General features: G+C 32.7%; 24 protein-coding genes. 23 read left to right on the top strand and 1 reads right to left on the bottom strand.

Going from position 1 to position 23,761, the window contains the following annotated elements:
- Positions 1 to 15 precede the first annotated feature (15 nt).
- From CCE28_RS15295 to dctP, 19 genes are all read left to right on the top strand, one after another.
- A complete protein-coding gene (locus CCE28_RS15295) occupies positions 16 to 279 on the top strand; it encodes a DUF3343 domain-containing protein (RefSeq protein ID WP_095134598.1) in 264 nt (87 codons plus the stop codon).
- An 11-nt stretch (positions 280 to 290) separates the two neighbouring features.
- Positions 291 to 1,121 carry a mechanosensitive ion channel family protein gene (locus tag CCE28_RS15300; protein ID WP_095134599.1) on the top strand — a complete coding sequence of 277 codons (831 nt, stop codon included), beginning with the start codon at positions 291 to 293 and terminating at the stop codon, positions 1,119 to 1,121.
- 20 nt (positions 1,122 to 1,141) lie between these two features.
- The gene (locus CCE28_RS15305; protein WP_176461854.1) at positions 1,142 to 1,342 is read left to right on the top strand and encodes a DUF951 domain-containing protein; all 201 of its coding nucleotides are present in this window, start codon (positions 1,142 to 1,144) and stop codon (positions 1,340 to 1,342) included.
- 166 nt (positions 1,343 to 1,508) lie between these two features.
- On the top strand, positions 1,509 to 1,796 hold the full coding sequence (rpsF, locus tag CCE28_RS15310; protein ID WP_095134600.1) for a 30S ribosomal protein S6: 288 nt from the start codon (positions 1,509 to 1,511) through the stop codon (positions 1,794 to 1,796).
- A 19-nt stretch (positions 1,797 to 1,815) separates the two neighbouring features.
- Positions 1,816 to 2,247, top strand: a complete 432-nt coding sequence (locus tag CCE28_RS15315) for a single-stranded DNA-binding protein (protein ID WP_095134601.1) — start codon at positions 1,816 to 1,818, stop codon at positions 2,245 to 2,247.
- A gap of 21 nt (positions 2,248 to 2,268) precedes the next feature.
- Positions 2,269 to 2,496, top strand: a complete 228-nt coding sequence (rpsR, locus tag CCE28_RS15320) for a 30S ribosomal protein S18 (protein ID WP_330396869.1) — start codon at positions 2,269 to 2,271, stop codon at positions 2,494 to 2,496.
- 404 nt (positions 2,497 to 2,900) lie between these two features.
- Positions 2,901 to 3,227, top strand: a complete 327-nt coding sequence (locus CCE28_RS15325; RefSeq protein ID WP_095134602.1) for a MazG-like family protein — start codon at positions 2,901 to 2,903, stop codon at positions 3,225 to 3,227.
- 12 nt (positions 3,228 to 3,239) lie between these two features.
- On the top strand, positions 3,240 to 4,193 hold the full coding sequence (locus CCE28_RS15330) for a YybS family protein (RefSeq protein ID WP_095134603.1): 954 nt from the start codon (positions 3,240 to 3,242) through the stop codon (positions 4,191 to 4,193).
- A gap of 14 nt (positions 4,194 to 4,207) precedes the next feature.
- Entirely contained in the window at positions 4,208 to 6,202 is a 1,995-nt protein-coding gene (locus tag CCE28_RS15335) for a DHH family phosphoesterase (RefSeq protein ID WP_095134604.1), read from the top strand.
- Complete coding sequence (gene rplI, locus CCE28_RS15340) at positions 6,199 to 6,645, top strand: 50S ribosomal protein L9 (RefSeq protein ID WP_095134605.1); 447 nt, start codon at positions 6,199 to 6,201, stop codon at positions 6,643 to 6,645. Before CCE28_RS15335 ends, rplI begins: the two co-directional genes overlap by 4 nt.
- 185 nt (positions 6,646 to 6,830) lie before the next feature.
- Positions 6,831 to 8,156 carry a replicative DNA helicase gene (gene dnaB / locus CCE28_RS15345; protein WP_095134606.1) on the top strand — a complete coding sequence of 442 codons (1,326 nt, stop codon included), beginning with the start codon at positions 6,831 to 6,833 and terminating at the stop codon, positions 8,154 to 8,156.
- Between the two features lie 17 nt (positions 8,157 to 8,173).
- Positions 8,174 to 8,668 carry a ferritin family protein gene (locus CCE28_RS15350; RefSeq protein WP_095134607.1) on the top strand — a complete coding sequence of 165 codons (495 nt, stop codon included), beginning with the start codon at positions 8,174 to 8,176 and terminating at the stop codon, positions 8,666 to 8,668.
- A gap of 503 nt (positions 8,669 to 9,171) precedes the next feature.
- Positions 9,172 to 9,780, top strand: coding sequence for a GNAT family N-acetyltransferase (locus tag CCE28_RS15355; RefSeq protein WP_095134608.1), 609 nt, complete (start codon positions 9,172 to 9,174; stop codon positions 9,778 to 9,780).
- A 77-nt stretch (positions 9,781 to 9,857) separates the two neighbouring features.
- Positions 9,858 to 9,959 carry a DUF1858 domain-containing protein gene (locus CCE28_RS23110; RefSeq protein WP_330396870.1) on the top strand — a complete coding sequence of 34 codons (102 nt, stop codon included), beginning with the start codon at positions 9,858 to 9,860 and terminating at the stop codon, positions 9,957 to 9,959.
- A 409-nt stretch (positions 9,960 to 10,368) separates the two neighbouring features.
- Positions 10,369 to 11,655, top strand: coding sequence for an adenylosuccinate synthase (locus tag CCE28_RS15365; protein WP_095134610.1), 1,287 nt, complete (start codon positions 10,369 to 10,371; stop codon positions 11,653 to 11,655).
- A 488-nt stretch (positions 11,656 to 12,143) separates the two neighbouring features.
- Positions 12,144 to 13,265 carry an NAD/NADP-dependent octopine/nopaline dehydrogenase family protein gene (locus tag CCE28_RS15370; protein WP_095134611.1) on the top strand — a complete coding sequence of 374 codons (1,122 nt, stop codon included), beginning with the start codon at positions 12,144 to 12,146 and terminating at the stop codon, positions 13,263 to 13,265.
- A 338-nt stretch (positions 13,266 to 13,603) separates the two neighbouring features.
- Positions 13,604 to 14,131 (top strand): TRAP transporter small permease, encoded by a 528-nt coding sequence (locus CCE28_RS15375; RefSeq protein ID WP_095134612.1) that lies wholly within the window; start codon positions 13,604 to 13,606, stop codon positions 14,129 to 14,131.
- A complete protein-coding gene (locus CCE28_RS15380; protein ID WP_095134613.1) occupies positions 14,131 to 15,435 on the top strand; it encodes a TRAP transporter large permease in 1,305 nt (434 codons plus the stop codon). Before CCE28_RS15375 ends, CCE28_RS15380 begins: the two co-directional genes overlap by 1 nt.
- Positions 15,436 to 15,565: 130 nt before the next feature.
- Complete coding sequence (dctP, locus tag CCE28_RS15385) at positions 15,566 to 16,603, top strand: TRAP transporter substrate-binding protein DctP (protein WP_176461856.1); 1,038 nt, start codon at positions 15,566 to 15,568, stop codon at positions 16,601 to 16,603.
- 49 nt (positions 16,604 to 16,652) lie between these two features.
- On the opposite strand, the gene CCE28_RS15390 is transcribed toward dctP, so the two are convergent.
- Positions 16,653 to 18,380 carry a sigma-54 interaction domain-containing protein gene (locus tag CCE28_RS15390; RefSeq protein WP_095134615.1) on the bottom strand — a complete coding sequence of 576 codons (1,728 nt, stop codon included), beginning with the start codon at positions 18,378 to 18,380 and terminating at the stop codon, positions 16,653 to 16,655.
- 320 nt (positions 18,381 to 18,700) lie between these two features.
- On the opposite strand from CCE28_RS15390, the gene CCE28_RS15395 reads away from it, so the two are divergent.
- Genes CCE28_RS15395 through CCE28_RS15410 form a run of 4 tightly spaced genes read left to right on the top strand, consistent with a single transcriptional unit; the run spans position 18,701 to position 23,654 of the window.
- A complete protein-coding gene (locus CCE28_RS15395; RefSeq protein ID WP_095134616.1) occupies positions 18,701 to 19,495 on the top strand; it encodes an SDR family NAD(P)-dependent oxidoreductase in 795 nt (264 codons plus the stop codon).
- A gap of 32 nt (positions 19,496 to 19,527) precedes the next feature.
- Entirely contained in the window at positions 19,528 to 20,934 is a 1,407-nt protein-coding gene (gcvPA, locus tag CCE28_RS15400; RefSeq protein ID WP_176461857.1) for an aminomethyl-transferring glycine dehydrogenase subunit GcvPA, read from the top strand.
- Between the two features lie 25 nt (positions 20,935 to 20,959).
- A complete protein-coding gene (gene gcvPB / locus CCE28_RS15405) occupies positions 20,960 to 22,531 on the top strand; it encodes an aminomethyl-transferring glycine dehydrogenase subunit GcvPB (RefSeq protein WP_095134617.1) in 1,572 nt (523 codons plus the stop codon).
- 13 nt (positions 22,532 to 22,544) lie between these two features.
- The gene (locus CCE28_RS15410; protein WP_095134618.1) at positions 22,545 to 23,654 is read left to right on the top strand and encodes an ATP-NAD kinase family protein; all 1,110 of its coding nucleotides are present in this window, start codon (positions 22,545 to 22,547) and stop codon (positions 23,652 to 23,654) included.
- Positions 23,655 to 23,761: the final 107 nt, after the last annotated feature.

A 23,761-nucleotide genomic window follows, 5' to 3' on the forward strand; every position in this document is an offset into this window, starting at 1 on the left:
AAAAAGGAGATGCAAATGTTAGATAAAGAATTTTATGTATTAGCTTTTGATTCAACTCATTATGCCATAAATACAGAAAAGAAATTAAAGGAACATTTAAAAATAGAAACCATACCTACTCCAAGGGAAATTAGTACAAGCTGTGGTCTCTCTATTAAGTTTGGGGTGGAACTTTTAGATAAGGTTATGGAGTTAGTGAAAGAAGACTTAAATAATATGAAGTTATATAGAATTGTAAGAGAAGGCATTAAAAAGAATGTCTATCCTATGAGTATATAAGGAGAGTTATTATGAGTGCGACTTTATCTGTAAGTAAAATATACAATGACCTTACCCTATATACATCACATTTAATTAAAATAGGAACATTACTTATAATGACTATAGTGGCGGTGAAAATAAGTACTGCCCTAATAAATAAATTTTTTGAAAATAAATCTAAATTAAAGATTGTAGGGGAAGAAAAACGATTAGACACTATAAAGGGTATAATAGTGAGTGTGGTAAAATACACCATATACTTTGTGGGATTAACACCAATACTTGAAATCTTTGAAATTAACATAGGGTCCCTAATAGCAGCAGCTGGAGTAGGTGGACTAGCTATTGGTTTTGGAGCTCAAAGCTTAATTAAAGATGTAATAACAGGTTTTTTTATTTTATTAGAAAATCAATTTCAGGTAGGAGATTATGTGGCTGTAGATGACTTATCTGGAATAGTAGAAGAAATGACTTTGAGAGTAACTATCTTGAGGGATTTTAATGGAGATATGCATATAATTCCCAATGGTACTATTAACAGACTTACAAATAAATGTAGGGGTTCTATGAGGGCTTGGATTGAAGTAGGAGTAGCCTACGAAGAGAATATAGATCATGTAATAGATAGACTCAATTACCTATTTGATAAAATAGAAAATGAAAATATAATAGGAAAAGCCCAAACTCTAGGAGTAACTAATTTTGGATCAAGTGAAGTAACTATAGCAATAATAGCTAGATGTACTCCCATGAACCAATGGGATGTGGAAAGATTCTTAAGAAAAGAAATAAAGAATATGTTTGATAAAGAGGGAATAGAAATTCCTTATGAAAAGAGAGTTATAATACAAGAAAAATAAGTAAAGAAAGGATGATACTTATGGCCATGCAATTATATGTTGGTGATATAATTCAAGTTAAAAAGCAGCATCCTTGTGGAAGCAGTGAATTTGAAATTATGAGAACTGGGATGGATTTTAGAATCAAATGCTTAGGCTGTGGAAAACAAATATGGATTGATAGACCAAAACTTGAAAAGAGGATCAAAACAATTGTTAAGAGAGAAGAAGTACAAGAGTAATTTGAGAGAAATAGGAATAGTATAAAAAAGAAAATTAAAAAAATCTAAAAATTATTCATAAATACCTTGCATAATAAAGGTACCAATGTTATAATTCTAAGATGTGAGAAATTTTCTCTCTGCTCTTTTAAAAAGAGCCGAACAAGACCATAGGGAGGTGTAAATAATGAGAAAGTACGAAACTATGTTTATTTTAAAGACTGGACTTGAGCAAGAAGTAAAAGAAAAGTTAATGAACAAGTTCAAGGGAATCATCGAAGCTGATGGTGAAATTGAAAAGATTGACGAGTGGGGTAACAGAAAGTTAGCTTATGAAATCGATAAGAACGTAGAAGGATACTATGTAGTTATAAACTTCAAAGCAGCTACAGATGTTCCTAAAGAATTAGACAGAAACTTCAAGATTGCTGATCAAGTTATGAGAAGCATCATCGTAAACGTAGACGAAAAGTAATAAAAAAGGTGGTATTTAAATGAATAGTGTAGTTTTAGTTGGGAATCTCGCAAGAGATCCAGAACTTAGATTTACTGCAGGATCAGGAAAAGCCGTAGCCACCTTTAGTTTAGCAGTAAATAGACCTTTTGCTAAGGAAGGTCAACAAAATGCTGATTTTCTTAGAATTGTAGTTTTCGGTAAATCTGCTGAAAACTGTGCTAATTACCTTTCTAAAGGTTCAAAAGTAGCAATTCAAGGAAGAATACAAACAGGTAGTTATGAAACTTCAACGGGAGAAAAAAGATACACTACAGATATTGTAGCTGATAGGGTAGAATTTTTAAGCCGTGTTAATAAAGAAAATCAAGGTGGATTTGGACAAGATGACTTCGGTGGAGGATTTAACAATAATAATAATCCAGAAGGATTCCAAGCACTTGATGATGACGATGACGATATTCCATTCTAAGATAAGGGAGGGAAATTGAAAATGATGAAAAGAAGACGTGGACGTAAGAAAAAAGTATGTTCTTTCTGTGTAGAGAAAGCAACTACTATAGATTACAAAGACACTAAAAAATTAGGTAAATACGTTACTGAAAGAGGTAAGATTTTACCTAGAAGAATTTCAGGAACTTGCGCTACTCACCAAAGAGCGTTAACTACTGCAATTAAAAAATCAAGAACTATGGCATTATTACCATACTCTGCAGAGTAATAATAAATGTTATATAAAGGGTGTTATGAGATTTTGTCTCATGACATCCTTTTTTACTTACTAGAACATCATAAATTTTTTAAAACTATGGATAAGTAAAAAATAAAGGGGGGGTGGGGGAAAAATTCCCCTGCCTCTTTAAAGGAGGGTGTTCAGATTGCGTTAGCAATCGTCGAAGGGAACCATAGGGTTCCATAACGAATCATACGAAGTATGACTTTTTAAATTATAAGACACAATCATGTAGAGATGAATTCATTCTCCGTTTTTTTCCTATAAACTTGGTAAAGGGCTAGTAATTGTAGTATTATATAATAAGATAGTTAATGAGGACTATATATAATTAGAGTTAATTTGTTTAAAAAAATTATTTTGTTATAATGTATATAAAGGGGGATTGGCCCGTGTTCAAAGATGGGAATAAGATGGACATAACTAGAAACATAAGGCTTATAGAATGGCTAAAAAGTGAATTGTTAACAACTATAGCCTCATTGTTTGAAATTCTTCTTAAAGTAGAAAAAGCGTCCCAAGAAACATTAGTAGATATTTTGGCTAATATAATATTAGTTACTTATGTGTTAGGGAAGAGACTTGGTATAAATTTTTCTAGAGTTGATATGAAACTAGAGGATAAATTACGTTTAGGAATTTTAGAAAAGCATAAAATAGAAGAATGGAATGGAGATTTGTCTGCGCTCAAGCAACATTTAAGCAGAAAAGGAAGTTAGGAGTGATATTAGTTGAATATAGAAAACAAAACTAGAGGTATGATAGAAGCAGCAATGATAGTGACATTAACCTCAGTTTTTGCAGTAATGGGTACATATATACCATTGCTAACATTTATACTGTTGTTGATACCTGTACCATTTATTATTCTTGCTAAGAGAAGGGGTCTTAGCTTTACCCTATTAGGTCTAGTTGTAGCATCCTTAATTATTAGCATGGTAACAGGGCCTGTATCTGCTTTTTTTACAATGTTAACTCCAGGAGTAATGGCAATTGTAATTGGTTATATGTTAAGTAAAAACTATTCTCCAGGTAAAATTTTAATAGGTGGAAGTATAGGTGCAATAGTATCTACTACAATACTTATTCAAATAACCACTAGTATAATGGGAGTTACTATAACAGATATGATGACAGACATGATGAAACAATCTGTTGATATGCAACTTAGTATATATAAAAACTTAAAGTATGATGAAACTCAAATTCAACAAATAAGTAGCCAGTGGGAACAGATATCTAAGATGGGTATGATGATGATACCTAGTATGATTATTATAATGTCTACTTTATTTTCATATATAAATTACTTAGTGGCAAGCAAAATATTAAAGAGAGTAAGCAAAGAGGAAGTTTCAGAATTACCTCCTCTTAGATACGTAACACTACCTAAAAACATTGTTATGGGAAGTTTCTTGATTTTAGCCTTAACTTATATCAGTGGATATTTTAATGTGGTAAATTATAATACATTAGTTCTAAATGTGCTTATAATATTTCAAGTAGTTTTTTCTATACAAGGACTAGCCATAGTAAGTTTTTTTATGCATAAATTTAAATTAAGAAAACCTGTGAGAATTATCATATATATATTTGTAGTATTTAGTGGCTCCTTTACAGTTATATTATCCACCCTAGGTTTTGTAGATGCAATTATGAATATAAGAAGGCTTGAAAGAAGTTAGGAGTGTCTAGTATTATGAGAAAAAACCTATTAATGAAGATTTTGACTCCAGATACAAAACTTCACTTATGGATCATATCTTTCCTTGTAATAATAATAGCCTATTATAATCGTATAATAGGCATATTTGGCTTATTATTAGTGGCTTATTTAATATACCATAATATAAAAATTCAATATGACAGAAAACAATTATGGACAAAATATGTGGAAGATTTATCTTCTGATATGGATTCTGTAACTAGGCATGCCATACTAAATTCCCCTACACCACTTACTGTAGTTGAATTCGATGGCGAAATAATATGGTATAATAAGAACTTTTCAAATATGTTTAAATGTGATGATTTATTAGAAAAGAATATTGAAAATATAATACCAGACTTTAAATTAGACCATGTATTGAGAGAAAAAGAAAAATATAACAAGGTAATAATTGAAGATAGATGCTATAATCTATTATATAATATTGTAAAAACTGATAAAGAGCATGATAGAAGATATATCATAATGCTTTATTGGGTAGATGTTACAGATTATAATAATCTAATGGAAGTTTATTATAATGAAAAACCTAGTGTATTAATCATAGAAGTAGATAACTATGATGATGTGCTTAACAACGTAAATGAAGAAAATAAACCCCTTATGATAGCAGAAATAGATAGAAGAATAAACCTTTGGTGTTCTAAGATGAATGGGATTGTTCAGAAATACCAAAAGGATAAATATATAGTATTTATGGAAAGACAAAATGTGGATACATTAGAGGCTAGAAAGTTTACCATACTAGATGAAATAAGAGAAATAGAGGCAGGAAATACAATTCCTGTAACTTTAAGTATAGGTGTTGGTCTTAGAGGCAAGACTTTTACTGAAACTAGAGAATATGCTAGGGCTGCCCTTGATTTAGCATTAGGTCGTGGTGGTGATCAAGCCGTTGTAAAGAGAGAGGACTTAATTGAATTTTATGGCGGAAAAACTAAGGCTGTAGAAAAGAGAAATAAAGTAAAGGCTCGTGTTATAGCCCATGCTTTAAGGCAGCTTATAGATGAAGCAAAGGAAGTAGTAATTATGGGACATAAGTTCCCAGATATGGATAGCTTAGGAGCTGCTGTAGGTGTATATAGGGCTGCTAAAAACAGAGGAAAAGATGCTTATATAGTATTTAATAAAAGTAATGCAGGGATTAAAATACTTCATGATGAGTTAGTAGAAAGTAATAATTATAATTTTATTACAAATGATCAATTGTTAGATATGGTATCTAAAGACACATTAATTGTAGTAGTAGACACACATAGACCAAGTTTTACTCAGTGTCCAGAGGTTCTACTTAAATCAAATAAAATAGTTTTAATAGACCATCACAGAAGAGGGGCAGAGTTCATAGACAATACAGTTTTAAAATATTTAGAACCCTATGCTTCATCCACTTGTGAATTGGTGACTGAAATCCTTCAATATATGAATGACAAAATAAATATAGGTAAATTAGATGCAGAAAGTTTGCTTGCAGGAATAACAGTTGATACGAAGAACTTTACATTTAAAACGGGAGTACGTACCTTTGAAGCAGCTTCTTATCTAAGGCGTGCCGGGGCAGATACTACAAATGTAAAACAATTCTTCCAAGACGATTTAAACACTTTTGTGGCAAGGGCTGAGGTAGTGAAAAATGCAAGGGATATAGGAAGGCAAATTGCATTATCCATTTGCCCAAGGGATATACAAGACCCAGCATTAGTAGCCGCCCAAGCTGCTGATGAACTATTAAATATAAAGGGCATAATAGCATCCTTTGTATTAGGTTATAGAGGGGATGATGAAATCATAATAAGTGGAAGGTCCCTTGGAGATATAAATGTGCAAGTAATACTAGAAAAATTAGGAGGCGGAGGCCACCTTACAGTTGCAGGGGCACAGCTTTCACAGGTGAATCTAGAACAAGCGATAGAAAAGCTTGAAGAGTCTATCGACCAATATTTTGAGGAAGGTGAAGATGAATGAAAGTAATTTTATTAAAAGATATAAAGGGAACAGGTAAAAAGGGCCAAGTAATAAATGCTAGTGATGGCCATGCAAGAAATTATTTAATTCCAAGAGGATTGGCTAAAGAAGCTACTAGTGGAAATATGAAGATATTAGAAAGACAAAATGCTGCAGAAGATAGAAAGAAAGAAGAAGAATTTCAAGCAGCTAAGGAATTGTCAGCTAAAATAGAAGAATTAAAAATTGTTTTAAAATCTAAAGCAGGAAATGGTGGAAAATTATTTGGTTCTATAACTGCTAAAGATATTGCTACAGAATTAAATAAGAATCATGGAATTAAAGTTGATAAAAGAAAAATTAAGTTAGATGATGCTATCAGAACATTGGGAGTGACTATTGTGGAAGTAAAGTTACATCCTAAGGTAGTAGCAAAACTTAGTGTACAGGTTTTAGAAGCTTAAGGATTTTGTTTAGAATTAAGAGCTTAGTGTTTAGAGTTAAAAGAGCTAAGCTTGAAACCTTTAGCTCTAAACCATAGGAATTTATAGAATAAATAAAACTGGAAGTTGTTTATATGTATGGAAGATGGGGATGGTCTAAGGAATATGATTTCTAAAACCGTCCCCATTATAGAAAGGGGAACTAAATGGAAAGCTTAGGAAGAATACCACCACATAATATGGATGCAGAACAATCTGTATTAGGTTCTATGATACTAGATAAAGAAGCTATAATCACAGTGGCAGAAATTTTAAGGTGGGACGATTTTTATAGGGAGTCTCATGGCCAAATTTATGCAGCCATAATAGATCTTTATAAAAAGGATGAACCAGTAGATCTAGTTACCCTATCAGAGGCTCTTATACAAAGAAATATGTTAGAGCCAATTGGTGGAATAACTTATTTGACTAGCCTTTCTGATGCGGTGCCTACTACTACTAACGTAAAATACTATGCACAAATAGTAGAAGAAAAATCTATTTTAAGAAGACTTATAAAAGCTTCTTCTGAAATCCTTGATAAGGGATATAGTGCAGATGAAGATGTTATGAAAATTTTAGATGTGGCTGAAAAAAGTATATTTGACATATCTCAAAAGAGAAATCAAGATGGATTTAGTGCCATAAAAGATATATTATTAGGTACTTTCAACCAGATAGAAGAATTGTATGAAAATAAAGGTGGAATTACAGGGCTTACTTCTGGATTCACGGATATAGATAGAAAGACTTCTGGTCTTCAAAAATCCGATTTAATACTAATTGCAGCAAGACCTAGTATGGGAAAAACGGCATTCTCCCTGAATGTGGCACAAAATGCTGCCATAAAAGGTGGAGCATCTGTTGCTGTATTCAGTCTGGAGATGGCAAAGGATCAGTTGGTCCAACGTATGCTTAGTGCCGAATCATTAATAGAGATACAAAAGATAAGAACTGGTGATTTAACAGAAGAAGAATGGCCAAGATTAGCTCGTGCCATGGGACCACTATCAGAGGCACAGGTTTTTATAGATGATACTCCAGGTATAAGTGTAATGGAAATGAGAGCAAAATGTAGAAGACTTAAAATGGAGAAGGGACTAGACCTAGTATTAATAGATTACCTGCAACTTATGACTGGTGAAGGGGAAAGTAGACAGCAGGAAATTTCTAATATATCTAGAGCATTAAAGGGGTTAGCAAGGGAAATGGATTGTCCTGTTATAGCCTTATCCCAGCTATCTCGTGCACCTGAATTAAGAGCAGACCATAGACCAATACTTTCGGATCTGAGAGAATCTGGAGCCATAGAACAGGATGCGGATATAGTAATGTTCTTATATAGGGATGAATATTATCATGCAGATTCGGAGAAAAAAAATATAGGTGAAGTTATTATAGCAAAACAACGTAATGGTTCTACAGGAACTGTAGAGCTAGCTTGGTTGGGTCAGTTCACAAAGTTTGCTGATTTAGACAGATATCATGAATAATTGGGGGATGGATAACAATGATTTTTTCTAATTTAAATGAGTTGGAAGTTTTAAAAATAGCAAAAGGCATTGAAGAAACAGGATATAATTTTTATAAAAGTGCAGCTGAAAAGTTTAAAGACTTAGATGTTAGAGAAATGTTTGAACATCTAGCAGATGAAGAAATGGAACATATGGTAACTTTCCAAAGAATATATGAGAGAGTTAAAGAAAAGTCTTTAAATGTGGATGTTAATTCTTTTGACAAAGAAACAACGGCTTACCTAACGGCCATTAGTGAAACTTCAGTATTTAACGTGAATAATGTGACAGGAGGAGCTATTTCATTAGTAACAACTCCTGCAGATGTGATTAAGATGGGAATACAAGCAGAAAAGGATTCCATATTATTTTATGAAACTGTTTTAAAACACACTAAAGAAGAGTTAACTCAAAAGACTTTAAGAAGACTTATAAAAGAAGAGATTAAGCATCTTCATGAATTTAAAAATTTATTAGAAGAAGTAAAGTAGTAAAAAGCCCATATTTATGGGCTTTTTTTTATGAGCTTTTAAAGTAAATAAATATCTAATCGTTTCACGTGAAACATTAAATATAAATAAACTATGTCCAAGCTAAACTAATGTGAACCTACTTCGTCTCAATAAGTTCAAAATTTTTTCAAAGGAAGTCACTATCAGACTAGAGAGTACAAATCGTATAGCCAGTATAGAAGGTTCAAAATTGTTTACAGCATAGGATGTTCTGATGTTCCACCTTTTCAAAAATTATTGAACTTATTTCAACTTGTAGGTAGCTAAAATTTATTGATTTTGAAAGAAGTATATCTATAGAGAAAGTACTTTTGATTTATGGAACAGAAATAGGTCCACATAAATGTAGTATTAATATGGTTTACATTATAAATTAAAAAGGATTTTGCAGAGAAGAATAAGAATATAAAAGATAAAAGGGTGTATTTTTTTATTTCAAATGGCATACAATCAGAATAGGAGTGGTATCAAGGGGGGACAATATGGACAAAATAGTTTATATAAGAAGTATGACGAGGGAAGATGTAAGTGTGATGGTTAAGTGGACAAAACATGAAAACCCTCTTTTTTTTCATTATAATTTTCCTCATATGAGTGAGCGCGATTGTGATAGATGGTTTTATGAAAGAACAAAGAAAATGGGAAGAAGAAATTTTGTTGTAGAAAATGAAGAGAGAGAAATAGTAGGATACATGTCCATAAGAAACATTAAACTATTCAGTAGAAGCAGTGAACTAGGCATAGTTCTAGACCCTGCTCAAATGAATAAAAAATATGGAAGAAGTGCCATATTAAAGTTTATGGAATATTATTTTTATAATATGAATATGAAAAAATTAAAACTTAGAGTAGCTGAATATAACAAAAGAGGTTTAAAGTGTTATGAGAGTTGTGGATTCAAAATACTTGGTGAAAAGTATGAATTATTTGAAGATCAAAATTCTGAATTATTTACTCATGAGAAGTATGGAGAATATAAAAAATATTTTAAGTATAAAAGAGGCAGTAAGTTGGTAAAATACATTCATATGGAAATAACGAAGGAAAAATATGAAGAAATAAAATCATCCCAAGAAAATATGGCATTATAATAATATTAAAGTGTTTGATTTATAAAAAAAATGGTATAATTAAATGTAAAATAGATATACATAAAGGAGGAAGTACTATGGCAAAGGTAACTAAAGATATGATGGTTGCACAAGTTCTACAAATGGATAGAGAAACTGCGCCAATTTTCATGAAGTTTGGTCTTCACTGCTTAGGATGACCGGGTGCTACAATGGAAAGCATCGGTGATGCTGCTAACGTTCACGGAATAAGTGCAGATGAATTAGTAGAGCAATTAAATAAGCACTTTGAAGCTAAAGGTGAATAATAAGAGGGATGCTTAAGCATCTCTTTTTTACTTACTAGAGAATTATAATTCTCTAGTAAGTAAAAAAGTAAGGGGGTGTGGGGAAAGAATTCCCTTGCCTCTTTAAAGGAGGATGCTCAGATTACGCTAGTAATCGTCGAAAGGAACCATAGGGTTGCTTAAGGTCGCATAGGTAGTATGCCTTTTTTATTACGAATAAAAATATGGAAATGTACAAAATATATTTGACTATATACATACAATTTGATAATATGTTATGTGTATGTTCGCATTAAAAAAACTACAAAGGTAGGTGGAGTACATGTCAACAGTAGTAATTGTTGGTGCTCAATGGGGAGACGAAGGAAAAGGAAAAATTATAGATTATTTAGCAGGAGAATCTGATGTAGTAGTGAGAGCTCAAGGTGGAAACAATGCAGGTCACACTGTAGTTGTTGGAGACCAAAAATATGCTCTTCGTTTAATACCATCAGGAATTTTATATAAAGATTGTATAAACATAATAGGTAATGGAGTTGTATTTGATCCAGAAGGTTTCTTAAAGGAAGTAGAAACTCTAGAAGGACAAGGTGTGAGTGCAGATAACATTAAGATTAGTGATAGAGCTCACGTAATATTCCCTTATCACAAGAAGCTAGATGAATTAGCTGAAAACAAAAGAGGTAAAAGCAAGATTGGAACTACTAAAAATGGAATCGGACCATGTTACATGGACAAGGTTGAGAGAAGTGGTTTAAGAATTTGCGATATGATGGATACGGACACTTTTGAGGCAAAATTAAGAGGTCAAATTGAAAAGAAAAATGAGATAATAGAGAAAATCTATGATGGAGAAAAGCTAGATGCTAATAAAATCGTAGAAGACTATTTAGCATATGCAGAAAAGATAAGAAAGTACGTAGATGATACTACTGTAACTGTATACGATGCAGTTAAGGCAGATAAAAAAGTATTATTTGAAGGTGCTCAAGGTACATTATTAGATATAGATTTAGGAACGTACCCGTACGTAACTAGTTCTCATCCTACTTCAGGAGGATTCCCAATAGGAGCTGGAATTGGACCTAATATGATTGAAGAAGTATTAGGAATTGTAAAGGCTTATACTACAAGAGTAGGAAAGGGACCTTGTGTAACAGAAGAGGACAATGAAACGGGAGAAAAGATTAGAGTAGCAGGAAATGAATTTGGAACTGTTACAGGTAGACCTAGAAGATGTGGTTGGTTCGATGCTGTTATGGTTAAGTATGCAGCTAGAGTTAACGGTCTTACTGCCATGTCTATCATGTTATTAGACGTTTTAACTGGATTTGATAAGGTTAAAATATGTACAGGATATAAGATTGGGGATAAGATTATTAACCATTTCCCAGCAAGCTTAGATGTACTTGCAAAGTGTGAACCTGTATATGAAGAGTTAGATGGTTGGCATGAAGACATTACTAATTGTGAGTCATTTGATGAACTTCCTGAGAATGCTAAAAACTATTTAAATAGAATAGAAGAAATACTAGAAGTTCCAGTTAAGATTGTTTCTGTTGGTCCAAAGAGAAAGCAAACTATTATAAGAGAAAAAATATTTAGATAAAAACAATGGGTACTACCAAAGTAAAATTTGGTAGTGCCTTTTTTTACTTACATAGAATGATTTTAAGAGAATATACTCATATGTTAGCTAGAGGCAAAAGAAAAATTATAAAAAACATAAGATTGTTAAAAAAACTACTAAGTAGTCAAATAAAATGAGAAAAAATGAAAAATATACCTATAAAATAGAGAAAATTACCTGAAATGGCATTAGAAAAAATACAGATCATATAACACTTTAACATGATAAAGTGAAGTAATCGTGATTAGTTCATGGAAATTAATTCCTGTTACACTTGCTATATTTGTAACAACATCCAAAAAATTGAAATGTGTTAAGTTATTATCAATTGTTGTAATATTCAGAAAAATACCGTAATATAAATACAAATATATGAATAGTCTAGTTGTAGGACAATTGTTTTAGTCTTTAAAAAATATTAATTTTAAAGTTAATGATACATTAAAATTCAGAAGGGAGAGAGGATAGTGAAAACAAAGGAACAAGAAAAATTAACATGGGCAATAATAGGTGGTGGAAATGGCGGTCAATCAATGGCAGGACATATGGGTATAATGGGTTTTCCTGTTAGGTTATATGATATTTTTCCAGATACCATTGAAGCTATCAAATCACAAGGAGGAATTAAAGTAGAGGGTGAAGTTGAAGGTTTTGGAAAACTTGAATTCGCTACTACTAAAATCAATGAAGTCCTTGATGGTGCAGATATTATAATAGTCGTTGCACCAGCACTAGCCCATAGGGCCATAGCTAAAGACTGTGCACCTCATTTAAAAGATGGCCAAGTGGTTGTTTTACATCCAGGTTCAACTTTTGGGGCGTTGGAATTTAAGCAAGTATTAGAGGAAGAAAATTGTACGTCTAATGTAGTTATAGCCGAGACGGAATCATTGATTTATGCTTGCCGCTCTGTAAAACCAGGCCATGTAAATATATTAGGCATAAAAGGATCATTAAAGACAGCGGCTATTCCTGCAAATAAAACAGAAATGGTTGTGGAGTTGTTAAACACTGCATATCCACAAATGTATCCAGGATCTAATGTTATGGAAATAAGCTTAGGTAACCTTAATGCCATGATGCATCCTGCACCTACTTTATTAAATACTTCTCTCATTGAATCTGTACATGACTGGTTATATTATTGGGATGGGATTACACCATCTATTGGTAAATATGTAGAAGAAATGGATAAGGAAAGGCTGTCCATAGTAAAGGCTTTAGGTTTGAATTCAGTAGATGTACTTGAAAATTATAAAATTTATTACAACGCAGAAGCACCAACCTTAAGTGAAGCTGTTAAGAAAAATGAAGCATATGGAGGTGTAAAAGGACAAAAAAGTTTAAATACTCGATATGTTTTAGAAGATATACCAATGGGATTAGTACCAATAGTATCCTTAGGTAAGATGCTAGGGCTAGATGTAAGTAGAATGGAAACTATAGTAAAATTAGGTGAGCAACTTCTTGATAAGGATTTTACAAAAACAGGAAGAACCGTTGAAAGCCTTGGTCTTTCAGACATGACAGTAGAAGAGATGATGAGTTATGTAGAGACAGGAATAAGAGGAAAGATAGCATTAGCATAAGTTTAAAAATTCATTAATTTAATTATTTAAGAATTACCTTCATTTAATCCATTAGAATTTAAGCAGGGGTGTTGCAGCACCCTTGCTAGATTATAAGAATTTTACTAGACATATGGGAACTATCTTAATCTCTTATTCCATCTAGTTTAGTATACTACAAATCACAACAAAATTCAGGGCTCTTTAAGTAAAAATTAAGGACAACTAAAAAAATCTTAATTATAGGGAGAATGCATTCTGCCTACCCCAAGGAAGCTACTAACTTATTTGGGGCATACATTAAGATTCATATATATATCAAGAAATATGTTTAAATATTAGAAAAAGGAGGAAAATTAATGGGACCTAATTCTGCAATAAGAAGTATATGGAAAAATTTGACTAGATTGCAGGCAAAATTAACTTTTATCATAATGATTATATTACCATTCATGGTTTTTATTCAGGTATTACTGAGATATGTTTTTCGTGTTCCGCTTATGGGGATTGAAGAACTTATGATTTATCCTATTATATGGCTCTATATGCTAGGAGGAGCCAATGCATCCTTAGAACGGAACCATATTTCCTGTGGTATTCTCACCCTTTATATAAAACGAGAAAGAACCATGCAAATTTTTAATATTACAAAGGCCCTCGTATCATTAGGGGTAAGTTTATGGCTTACATATTGGTCTTACTGGTATTTTTTATATTCACTAAAAGTTTGGAAATATACTGATCTTGTTAAAGTACCATTATTTTTTGGAGAGAGTGCTTTATTCATAGGACTTACTTTAATGACAATTTATACAGCTGTTGAACTAGTTGATTATATTCAAATATTTGCACGTAGTTTGAGAAAAGAAAAGGAGGAGTTGAGCTAATGTTAACTATTGTACTTTTAGATGTTATATTGCTGGTATTGCTCCTTATGTTGAGTGTACCATTGCCCTATTGTTTTGGTGGAGCCCTTATGTTTATGTCCATATTCGGAGGAGTTTCCATGAAAAGTATGATGTTATGGGCATTTAATCAGATGATAAGTCCAATTCTTCTTGCTAGTCCACTTTTTGTACTTGCAGGAACCCTTATGGGTGGAAGTGGTATAGCTAAACGTCTCCTTAACCTTGCAGATAGTTTTGTAGGCCGAATTAAAGGTGGAATTGGTGTTGTAGCAGTAGCAACATGTGCTTTTATTGGAGCTATCTCAGGTAGTGGATTTACTGGTGTGGCAGCAACAGGCCCAATCTTGATTCCTAGAATGGTGGATAAGGGCTATCCTAGAGGATATGCAACTGCATTGGTAACAGTTTCATCAATTTTAGGATTATTGATTCCTCCAAGTGTAATCATGATTCTATACGGATGGGTTACAGAAACATCAATATTGGCTTGTTTCCTTTCAACAGTAGGTCCAGGATTAGCAATCGTAGTTACATTTTCTATTATTAATCTTATCTGGGCAAAAAAAATGCCCAATATTGTTTTAGAACCACCACTTGAGTCTTCAGAAAAGCGAAAAATACTATTAAAGAGAATGCGAGTAGCTTTACCGGCTATTGCAATGCCTGTGATTATTTTGGGTGGTATCTATGGTGGTATTTTTACTCCCGCTGAAGCAGCAGGGGTTGCTTGTGTATTATCTATTCCTGTAGGATTTTTCATTTATAGAGAATTAAAGTTTGATAATTTCTACAAGCTTGTTGGTGAATCAGCTACTTCAGTTGGTGCCATAATGACCATGATTATTTTCACTTTGATGCTTAGTCAGACCTATGTAATGTTAAGAGTACCTCAAGCCATAATTGAGATATTTTTCAACTTGACAGATAGTAAGATAATCATGCTCATCATTATAAACATATTTTTATTCTTTGTTGGTATGATTGTAAACGATGCTACGGGAATGATTTTAGTTGCACCGCTATTGCTTCCTTTAGTTACTAAACTGGGTATTAGTCCAATACATTTTGCAGCTATAATGGGTGTTAATCTTGCAATGGGCGGTGTTACTCCACCTTATGCAAGTATTCTATATTTGGGTATGCGTATAGGTAAGTGTGAATTTAAAGAAATTGTAACACCAACAATGGTTTTCCTATTATTAGGATATCTTCCAGTAGTTATATTAACAACATTTATACCAGAACTTTCTTTATACCTTCCAAGGTTAATGGGATTATTATAAAAGTACAATTAATTACATAAATTACTGAATTCTATTTCCAGTAGGTGGTATGAAAAATTTTTAAAAAGGAGGTATAGGTAAATATATACAGGGTGTGGTTTATGAAGAATTTAATTTAAGGAGGATGAAAATGAAGATATTTAAGAAAATGAGTTTAATTATTGTTTCTATGGTGTTATTAATAACGAGCATAACAGGATGTACATCAAGTACATCGGCCGGTGGAGAAAATAAGGAATCAAAAGCAAGAAAATGGAAAATTGGTCACGTTAGACCTAAGGGAACAGTTGTAGATAATGATGTTACAGAGTTTGTAAATAATGTTAAAGAAGCTAGTGATGGATTAATCGAAATTGAAATTTATCCATCCAGTCAACTTGGAGACTACAACGTTGTTCAAGAGCGTGTTGGTATGGCTGATATTGAGATGCAATTGGCACCTGCTGGTACAAATGTAGATAAGTCTTTAGGTATTAGTAGTGCTCCTTATTTGGCAACTAATTGGGATGAAGCTAGAGAACTATTTAAAAGAGACGGTGTGTTGATTAATGCTATAGAAGAAAAATTCGAAAAGCAGGGAATTAAGGTTATAGCATCATATCCAGTATATTTTGGTGGGATTGCTTTAGCTAAGGAACCTAAAGATCCAGCAAATCTTCAGGTATCCCAAAACATGAAAATAAGAGTGCCAGGAATAAAGTCATATGAAGCTACTGCTGAAGCATTAGGATATATGGCAACACCAATCCCTTACGCTGAAGCTTTCACAGCAATGCAGACAGGTATAGTTGATGGGGCTATTGGCTCAGGAGCTGAAGGGTATTACTCAAGTTTTAGAGATGTTACAAAATGTTATCTTCCTTTAAATGACCACTTTGAAATGTGGTACTTATACATGAGTTTAGATGTATGGAATGACCTTTCTGATGATGAGAAGAAAATGCTTGAAGAGATAGGACTAAAATTAGAAGAAAAGCGTTATGAAACTGCCGAGGCAGATCAAAAGGAATTTGAGAATAAATTAAAAGAAGAAGGAATAAAGGTAATAGAATTTACAGATGAAGAACTTGCAAATTTTGCAAAGAAAGTTAGAGAAACAGTTTGGCCAGAGATTAAGGATGAATTTGGCGCTGAGTTGTTTGACAGCGTAACTGAAAATATTAAATAAAAAACAACAGGTACTACCAAAGTAAAATTTGGTAGTACTTTTATTTTTATCATACGTTTTGCAAGTCTTTAATCTTCCTATATAAGGTTCTTAGGCCAATACCCAGTTCATCGGCTGCGGCAGTTTTCCCTTTTACATCCCATCCATGTTTATTTAAAGTATTTCTTATTGTTTCCAATTCTAATTTTTTTACTTTACTCTTCATTTCATCCCTTTTATACTTTTCATGTTCCATAAATTTATCAGGTAAATCATTAACATTAATTATTGAAGAATCACACATATTAACGGCGTATTCTATGGTATTTTCCAATTCTCTAACGTTTCCAGGCCAGTGGTAGGATTTGAAAACAGACAAAACTTCATCTGAGATGGAATCTATATGCCTATTTAACTTTAAAGAATATTTATCTATAAACTTCATGGACAACAAAGTAATATCTTCTAATCTAACTTTTAAAGAAGGTATATTTATAGGAATAATATTTAATCTATAATATAAATCTGCTCTGAATTTCTTTTCTTCTATTAACTTTTCTATATGTTGGTTAGTAGCTGCAATGACTCTCACATCTATTTGAGTAGAGGTAATACCTCCAACCCGTTCTATTTCGTAATCTTGTAGGACCCTTAATAACTTAGCTTGCATATGAAGGGGCATTTCTCCTACCTCATCTAAAAATAAAGTTCCCCCCTGTGCCAATTCAAATTTGCCAACTTTACCTCCCTTTTTAGCTCCCGTAAAGGCCCCTTCTTCATAGCCAAAAAGTTCACTTTCAAATAATGTATCAGGAATACTGGCACAGTTTATTGCCACAAAGGGAAAATCAGCACGATTACTCATTTTATGTATAGTTTTTGCTAGGAGACCTTTTCCTGTACCTGTCTCTCCTGTTATTAAGGTAGTTGAGGAACTATTAGCAATTTTTCTTATTTTTCCTTTTAATTTATGTATCTCATTACTTTCACCAACTATATTATCAATAAATAAAGTATCATTATTTTTATCATGGATATTTAAGTCTTTATACTTATTAGTTAACTTTATTATACTTCCTAAAGGTTGGTAATTATCATTTACAGGGGTAGAAGACATTTGCCATAATGTATTGTCAAAGAACATGGACTCATTTAGTAAAGGTAATTGATTTAGTATTTTGTTTACTACTTTTTCAGGAAATAAATTATGAATAGATTGTTTATAGTGGTCACAAACCTTAAATAATTTCAGGGCAGATGAGTTGTAGTACTGTATAGAGCCGACCGTATCACTTATTAATAGGGGTTCATCAGATAAATCAAGACCAGATTTAAATAGTTTATCTAACTTTAAAGATCCTTTGTAATGATAATTTTGAGCTAAAAACTTGGATATTAACAAGGAGATGGCATTTAGTAGGTCTATGTATTTACTTAGATTTTTAATGATTTTGTTATGGCCATCTTTAGTAAAGGCAGTTAAAGAAATAACTCCTATGGGAATGTCATCAATTTTAATACAGTTTAACAATTCGATGGTAGAAGGGCAATTTTCTTTAAATCTACATCCAATACAAGGTTTCATGGAACCGGGATTGTTAACCAATATCTTTCCCTTTGACATGACTTCCTCAATAAAAGGGGCATGGACCGTTTGGCCCTTATGTTCTAGATATGATTCAGTACAAGTGACCAATTTACTTTCCTTATCAAAGATGGCCCCATCCACATTTACTATGTGACATAGGTTCTTTAAAATTTTGTTTAAGTCATCACTAAAAACTTCTACGGCAAGCATATTATTCACATCCTAGTCAATAATTTTTCTATTGTACACAGTATAAGACATTTTGAACATATTGGCAAATAATTTGCCAAAAAAGTCAAAAAAATCATATAAGAATGAATTTACTCAAGGAAGAATATAAATAGAGAGAAGAGTACAAGGGGCAATATGTAAGGGGTTAGCCATTTAAAATCATATTTTATAAAGGGAAAATGATTTTGGCATGGAAAATGCTTATATATTTAGTACGAAAATGAAAGTACATATTTAGTTCAAAAGGAAAGGGTTTTTTAAAGAAATTTACTTTAAATGTAAGGGCAGGAGGTAATCATATGGAAAAGAAAATTGACAAATTATCCTTAGAGGGGAAGGTTGCTATTATTTCGGGTGGTGCATCTGGAATTGGCTTAGGGACAGCAAAACTTTTGGCCCAACATGGTGCAAAGATAGCCATGATTGATGTAAATGATGAAGGTAAAAAAGAAGCAGACAAGATTAATAAAGAGGGTGGATACGCAGAATTTTTCAAGTGTGATGTTACATCATATGAAAATGTGAAAAATACTGTAAATGAAATAAAAGATAGGTTTGATAAAGTAGATATATTATTCAATAATGCAGGAGTAACAGTGAGAAAGACTGTTGTGGAATTAGAAGAACATGAATGGGATTTTGTAATTAATGTGGGTCTTAAGGGAACATATTTATTATCAAAATTTGTTATACCAATAATGGCTGAAAATGGTGGTGGAAGTATCATTAATACTGGATCAGGATGGGGACTAAAGGGCGGTGACGATGCTGCTGCTTATTGCGCTGTTAAAGGCGGAATCGTAAATTTAACTAGGGCTATGGCAATTGATCATGGTAAAGACAATATTAGAGTAAATAGTGTAAACCCAGGAGATACGGATACAGCCATGTTAAGAGATGAGGGAGTACAAACTGGACTTGTAAAAGATGCAGAAAGTGAAGAAATTTACTTAAAAGACTGTGGAACAGATAGACCATTGGCAAGAATAGGTATGCCTGAAGATATAGCTAATGCAGTGCTATTCTTATGTAGTGATTTATCTAGTTGGGTAACTGGATCAGCACTAGTTGTTGATGGTGGAGGAATTGCTTAAATTATAAGATTTACATATAAGGAGGAAGGTTTATGGCAATCAAAGGTTTTAAAAATCACCCATATATTCCAAATTCAGATGTGGAAACTCAAAATGAAATGTTAAGGGAAATTGGGTTAAATAGTTTAGAAGAGTTACATGATGAAGTACCAGAAAGTTTAAAGTTAAAAGAAAATATGAAATTACCAAAGGCATTTAGATCAGAGTATGAATTAAAGAAGCATGTGGAGAGGATTCTTAAGAAAAATAAAAGTTGTAGTGATTACTTAAACTTTTTAGGAGCGGGTTGTGCGCAACATTATGTTCCTGCCATATGTGATGAAGTAAACTCTAGGGGAGAATTTTTAACTGCATATGGTGGAGAGCCATATAATGACCATGGCAGATTCCAATCCCTATTTGAATATGAAAGTATGGTGGCAGAATTAGTAGATATGGATGTGGTAAATGTACCTACTATGGATGGCCCACAGGCCAGTGCCACATCCATAAGAATGGCTAGTAGAATTACAGGGAAAAAAGAAGTTTTAATCCCTGAAATTTTAGATAAAGAGAAGTTCTTAATAATTAAAAACTATTGTTCACCAGATATAAGTCTTGTAGAGGTTAAATATGACCAAGAAACAGGTTATATGGATTTAGAGGATTTAAAAGGCAAAATTTCAGATAATACAGCTGCTGTATATTTTGAAAATCCCACATTCGTAGGTGTAATAGAACCAAATGGAGATAAAATATCTCAGATAGCCCATCAGGCGGGAGCTATTAGTGTGGTTGGAGTAGACCCAAGTTCTTTAGGACTATTAACACCTCCACCTCAATATGGAGCAGATATAGTTTGTGGAGATTTACAACCATTGGGAATTCATATGAATTATGGTGGCGGTCAAGCTGGATTTATGGCAACTAGGGATGAAGAAAAATATGTAATGGAATTCCCATCTAGATTATTTGGTCTAGCACCTACTTCTGTTGAAGGTGAATATGGATTTGGTGATGTTGCTTATGATAGAACTTCATTTGGACATCATAGAGAACACGGAAAAGAATATGTAGGAACTCAATCGGCATTATGGGGTATTACAGCTGGAGTATACTTAGCTACTATGGGACCTGTAGGTATGAGAGAGTTAGGAGAAGGAATACTACAAAGAAGTCAATATGCTATAGAAAAAATGAATGAAATTAAAGGTGTTAAGGGAAGTTATTTTAACTCTGTATCATTTAAAGAGTTTGTAGTAGACTTTAACGAATCAGGTAAAACTGTAGAGGAAGTAAATAAGGAATTATTAAATAGAGGAATTTTTGGTGGTAAGGATTTATCTAATGATTTCCAAAATTTAGGTCAATGTGCCCTTTATTGTGTAACAGAAATCCACACTAAAGAAGATATTGATAGATTGGTAAATGAAATTAAAGAAATTGTTGAAGGTTGTTAGGACAAAATAAGAGAGGTGAAGATGAATGAAGAGAATAGATAGAAGCCATAAAGTTAGAAATTTCCATCAAGCAAAGTGGGATGAACCAATAATATATGAGCTAAGTAAAAAAGGGGAAAGAGGAATTTTAGTTCCGGAAGTTTGTGACGAGATTAAAGAAAGGGTAGGAGATTGTGTATCTAAATTACCAGAGGGTATGAACAGAAAAGAGCCAGTTAACTTACCTGAAATGTCCCAATCAAGAGTACTTAGACACTATGTAAGATTATCTCAAGAAACATTAGGAGCAGATGTGAATATAGAAATAGGTCAGGGAACTTGTACAGTAAAGTATAGCCCTAAGGTAAATGAACAATTATCAAGAATGACTGAAATAGCAGATTTACACCCTCTTCAAGATGAATCCACTGTACAGGGGATATTAGAGATAATTCATAGTACAGATGAATATATGAGAGAAATCTCCGGTATGAGCAGGTTTACATTCCAACCAGGTGGTGGAAGTCAAGGTATATTAACTATGGCTTCTATAATTAGAAAATATCATGAAGAAAAGGGTCAAGATCATATAAAAGATGAAATAATAACTACAGTATATTCTCATCCATCTGATGCAGCAGCACCAGCTGTTAAAGGATATAAGATAATTCATATTCATCCAGATGAAAATGGATATCCAGACTTTGAAGCTTTCAAAGCTGCAGTAAATGAAAGAACAGCAGGTTTCATAGTGGCCAACCCGGAGGATACGGGAGTATATAACCCTAAAGTTAAAGAGTTTACATCTTTAGTTCATGAATACGATGGTCTTTGTGGATATGACCAAGCTAATGCAAATGGATTATTAGGAGTTACAAGAGCTAAAGAGGCAGGATTTGATATGTGCTTCTTTAACCTACATAAAACATTCTCAACACCACATGGTTGTGGAGGACCAGCTTCAGGGGCTACAGGTGTTGTGGAAAAATTAGTAAAATACTTACCAGGACCATTAGTTGAAAAGTGTGAAGATAAATATACACTAAGTTATGATCTTTTAGATGAAGAATATAGCATAGGAAAAGTTAGATTATTCTTAGGTGTGGCACCAGTAATTTTAAAGGCTTATTCTTGGATAAGAAGTTTAGGAGCAGAAGGATTATATGAAGTTGCTAAGATAGCTGTATTAAATAATAATTACTTATTTAATAAGTTAATGAAGTTAGATTGTGTAGATGCACCTTACATTAGAGGAAAGCAAAGAATTGAACAGGTTAGATATACTCTTGAAAAATTAACTGAGGAAACGGGAATTACTACGGGAGATATCCAACGTAGAATGATGGATTTTGGAATGCACTACTGGACTAGTCATCATCCATATCATATTCCAGAACCAATAACATTAGAGCCTACAGAAACACCGTCAAAGGAAGATTTAGATGAGTATATTGCCACATTAGAACATATATTTAAAGAGTGTTATGAAAATCCTGAGATTGTAAAAACTGCACCCCATAGCAGTGTTTGTCATCAAGTGGATGAATCTGGCTTAGATGATCCTAGTGAGTGGGCACTATCTTGGAGAACTTACCTAAGAAAGACTTCAGATCAGTAGGAAATATAAAAAATTGAAAAAGATAGGATTTATAATAAATCCCATTGCAGGTATGGGTGGGAGAGTTGGATTAAAGGGTACTGACGGGATGGTAGAAAAAGCTATAGAGCTTGGGGCCATCCCTCAGGCACCTATAAGAGCTAAAAAAGCACTAGTAGAATTACTAGAGTTTAAAGATAGTGTACAGATAGTGACAGCTTATGGGGAAATGGGTGAAAGTATAGCAAAAGACCTTGGTTTTAATACAAAAACTGTTTATAATAGTTTAAATTTAAAGACATCATGTGAAGATACAATAAAGGGAGCCAGGAAGATTATAAAGGAAAATATAGATATATTAATATTTGCTGGTGGAGATGGAACTGCTAGGGATATATTCACTGCTGTAGGACTTGATTGTGTCACAATAGGTATTCCTGCAGGAGTAAAAATACATTCTCCCGTATATGCTCAAAATCCTAGAAAAGCTGGTGAATTAGTTAAAAAATATCTAAATGGCAAAATAGGCCAAGTAAATGAAGTGGAAGTTTTAGATATTGATGAGAAAGCTTACAGAAAGGGAATCGTAAATACACAATTATATGGATATCTTAATATACCTTACGAAAAGAATTTCACACAGAATAGAAAAGCACCATCACCTCTTAGTGAAAAGGCAAATCAAAATTTAATAGCATTAGATATTATAGATAACATGAAAGAAGATACATTATATATAATAGGGCCAGGAACTACTACAAGAGCTATTATGGAGAACCTAAATTTACCAAATTCCTTATTAGGAGTAGATATTGTAATGAATAAAAATATAGTAAAGAAGGATGTTACAGAGAAAGATATATTGAAAGAAATAAAGAGTAGAAAGTGCAAGCTAATATTAACTCCAACAGGAGGCCAAGGATATATATTAGGAAGAGGAAATCATCAAATTAGTCCTTCTGTCATTGAACATGTGGGCAGAAATAATATTATAATAGCCAGTACATCTCAAAAGATAACTTCATTATATGGACGCCCTTTAATGGTAGATACGGGGAATGAAGAAATAGATAAAAGTTTAAGTGGATATATGAGAATTACCATTGGATATGGTGAATATACCATTTATCCAGTGAAATGTTAAGTTAGACAAAACAATAATACATGCTATGAACAACATTAATTTCCACATTTAATATTCTGAAAATTCAATAAATAAATACATACACATATTATTATAAAGATTTAGAT

This window comes from Anaeromicrobium sediminis (assembly GCF_002270055.1).
Lineage (GTDB): Bacteria > Bacillota > Clostridia > Peptostreptococcales > Thermotaleaceae > Anaeromicrobium > Anaeromicrobium sediminis.

Coding starts and splice junctions, on each gene's coding strand:
- CCE28_RS15295 (WP_095134598.1), top strand. CDS start 16: ATGTTAGATAAAGAATTTTATGTATTAGCTTTTGATTCAACTCATTAT.
- CCE28_RS15300 (WP_095134599.1), top strand. CDS start 291: ATGAGTGCGACTTTATCTGTAAGTAAAATATACAATGACCTTACCCTA.
- CCE28_RS15305 (WP_176461854.1), top strand. CDS start 1,142: ATGGCCATGCAATTATATGTTGGTGATATAATTCAAGTTAAAAAGCAG.
- rpsF (WP_095134600.1), top strand. CDS start 1,509: ATGAGAAAGTACGAAACTATGTTTATTTTAAAGACTGGACTTGAGCAA.
- CCE28_RS15315 (WP_095134601.1), top strand. CDS start 1,816: ATGAATAGTGTAGTTTTAGTTGGGAATCTCGCAAGAGATCCAGAACTT.
- rpsR (WP_330396869.1), top strand. CDS start 2,269: ATGATGAAAAGAAGACGTGGACGTAAGAAAAAAGTATGTTCTTTCTGT.
- CCE28_RS15335 (WP_095134604.1), top strand. CDS start 4,208: ATGAGAAAAAACCTATTAATGAAGATTTTGACTCCAGATACAAAACTT.
- rplI (WP_095134605.1), top strand. CDS start 6,199: ATGAAAGTAATTTTATTAAAAGATATAAAGGGAACAGGTAAAAAGGGC.
- dnaB (WP_095134606.1), top strand. CDS start 6,831: ATGGAAAGCTTAGGAAGAATACCACCACATAATATGGATGCAGAACAA.
- CCE28_RS15350 (WP_095134607.1), top strand. CDS start 8,174: ATGATTTTTTCTAATTTAAATGAGTTGGAAGTTTTAAAAATAGCAAAA.
- CCE28_RS15355 (WP_095134608.1), top strand. CDS start 9,172: ATGGACAAAATAGTTTATATAAGAAGTATGACGAGGGAAGATGTAAGT.
- CCE28_RS23110 (WP_330396870.1), top strand. CDS start 9,858: ATGGCAAAGGTAACTAAAGATATGATGGTTGCACAAGTTCTACAAATG.
- CCE28_RS15365 (WP_095134610.1), top strand. CDS start 10,369: ATGTCAACAGTAGTAATTGTTGGTGCTCAATGGGGAGACGAAGGAAAA.
- CCE28_RS15375 (WP_095134612.1), top strand. CDS start 13,604: ATGGGACCTAATTCTGCAATAAGAAGTATATGGAAAAATTTGACTAGA.
- CCE28_RS15380 (WP_095134613.1), top strand. CDS start 14,131: ATGTTAACTATTGTACTTTTAGATGTTATATTGCTGGTATTGCTCCTT.
- dctP (WP_176461856.1), top strand. CDS start 15,566: ATGAAGATATTTAAGAAAATGAGTTTAATTATTGTTTCTATGGTGTTA.
- CCE28_RS15390 (WP_095134615.1), bottom strand. CDS start 18,380: ATGCTTGCCGTAGAAGTTTTTAGTGATGACTTAAACAAAATTTTAAAG.
- CCE28_RS15395 (WP_095134616.1), top strand. CDS start 18,701: ATGGAAAAGAAAATTGACAAATTATCCTTAGAGGGGAAGGTTGCTATT.
- gcvPA (WP_176461857.1), top strand. CDS start 19,528: ATGGCAATCAAAGGTTTTAAAAATCACCCATATATTCCAAATTCAGAT.
- gcvPB (WP_095134617.1), top strand. CDS start 20,960: ATGAAGAGAATAGATAGAAGCCATAAAGTTAGAAATTTCCATCAAGCA.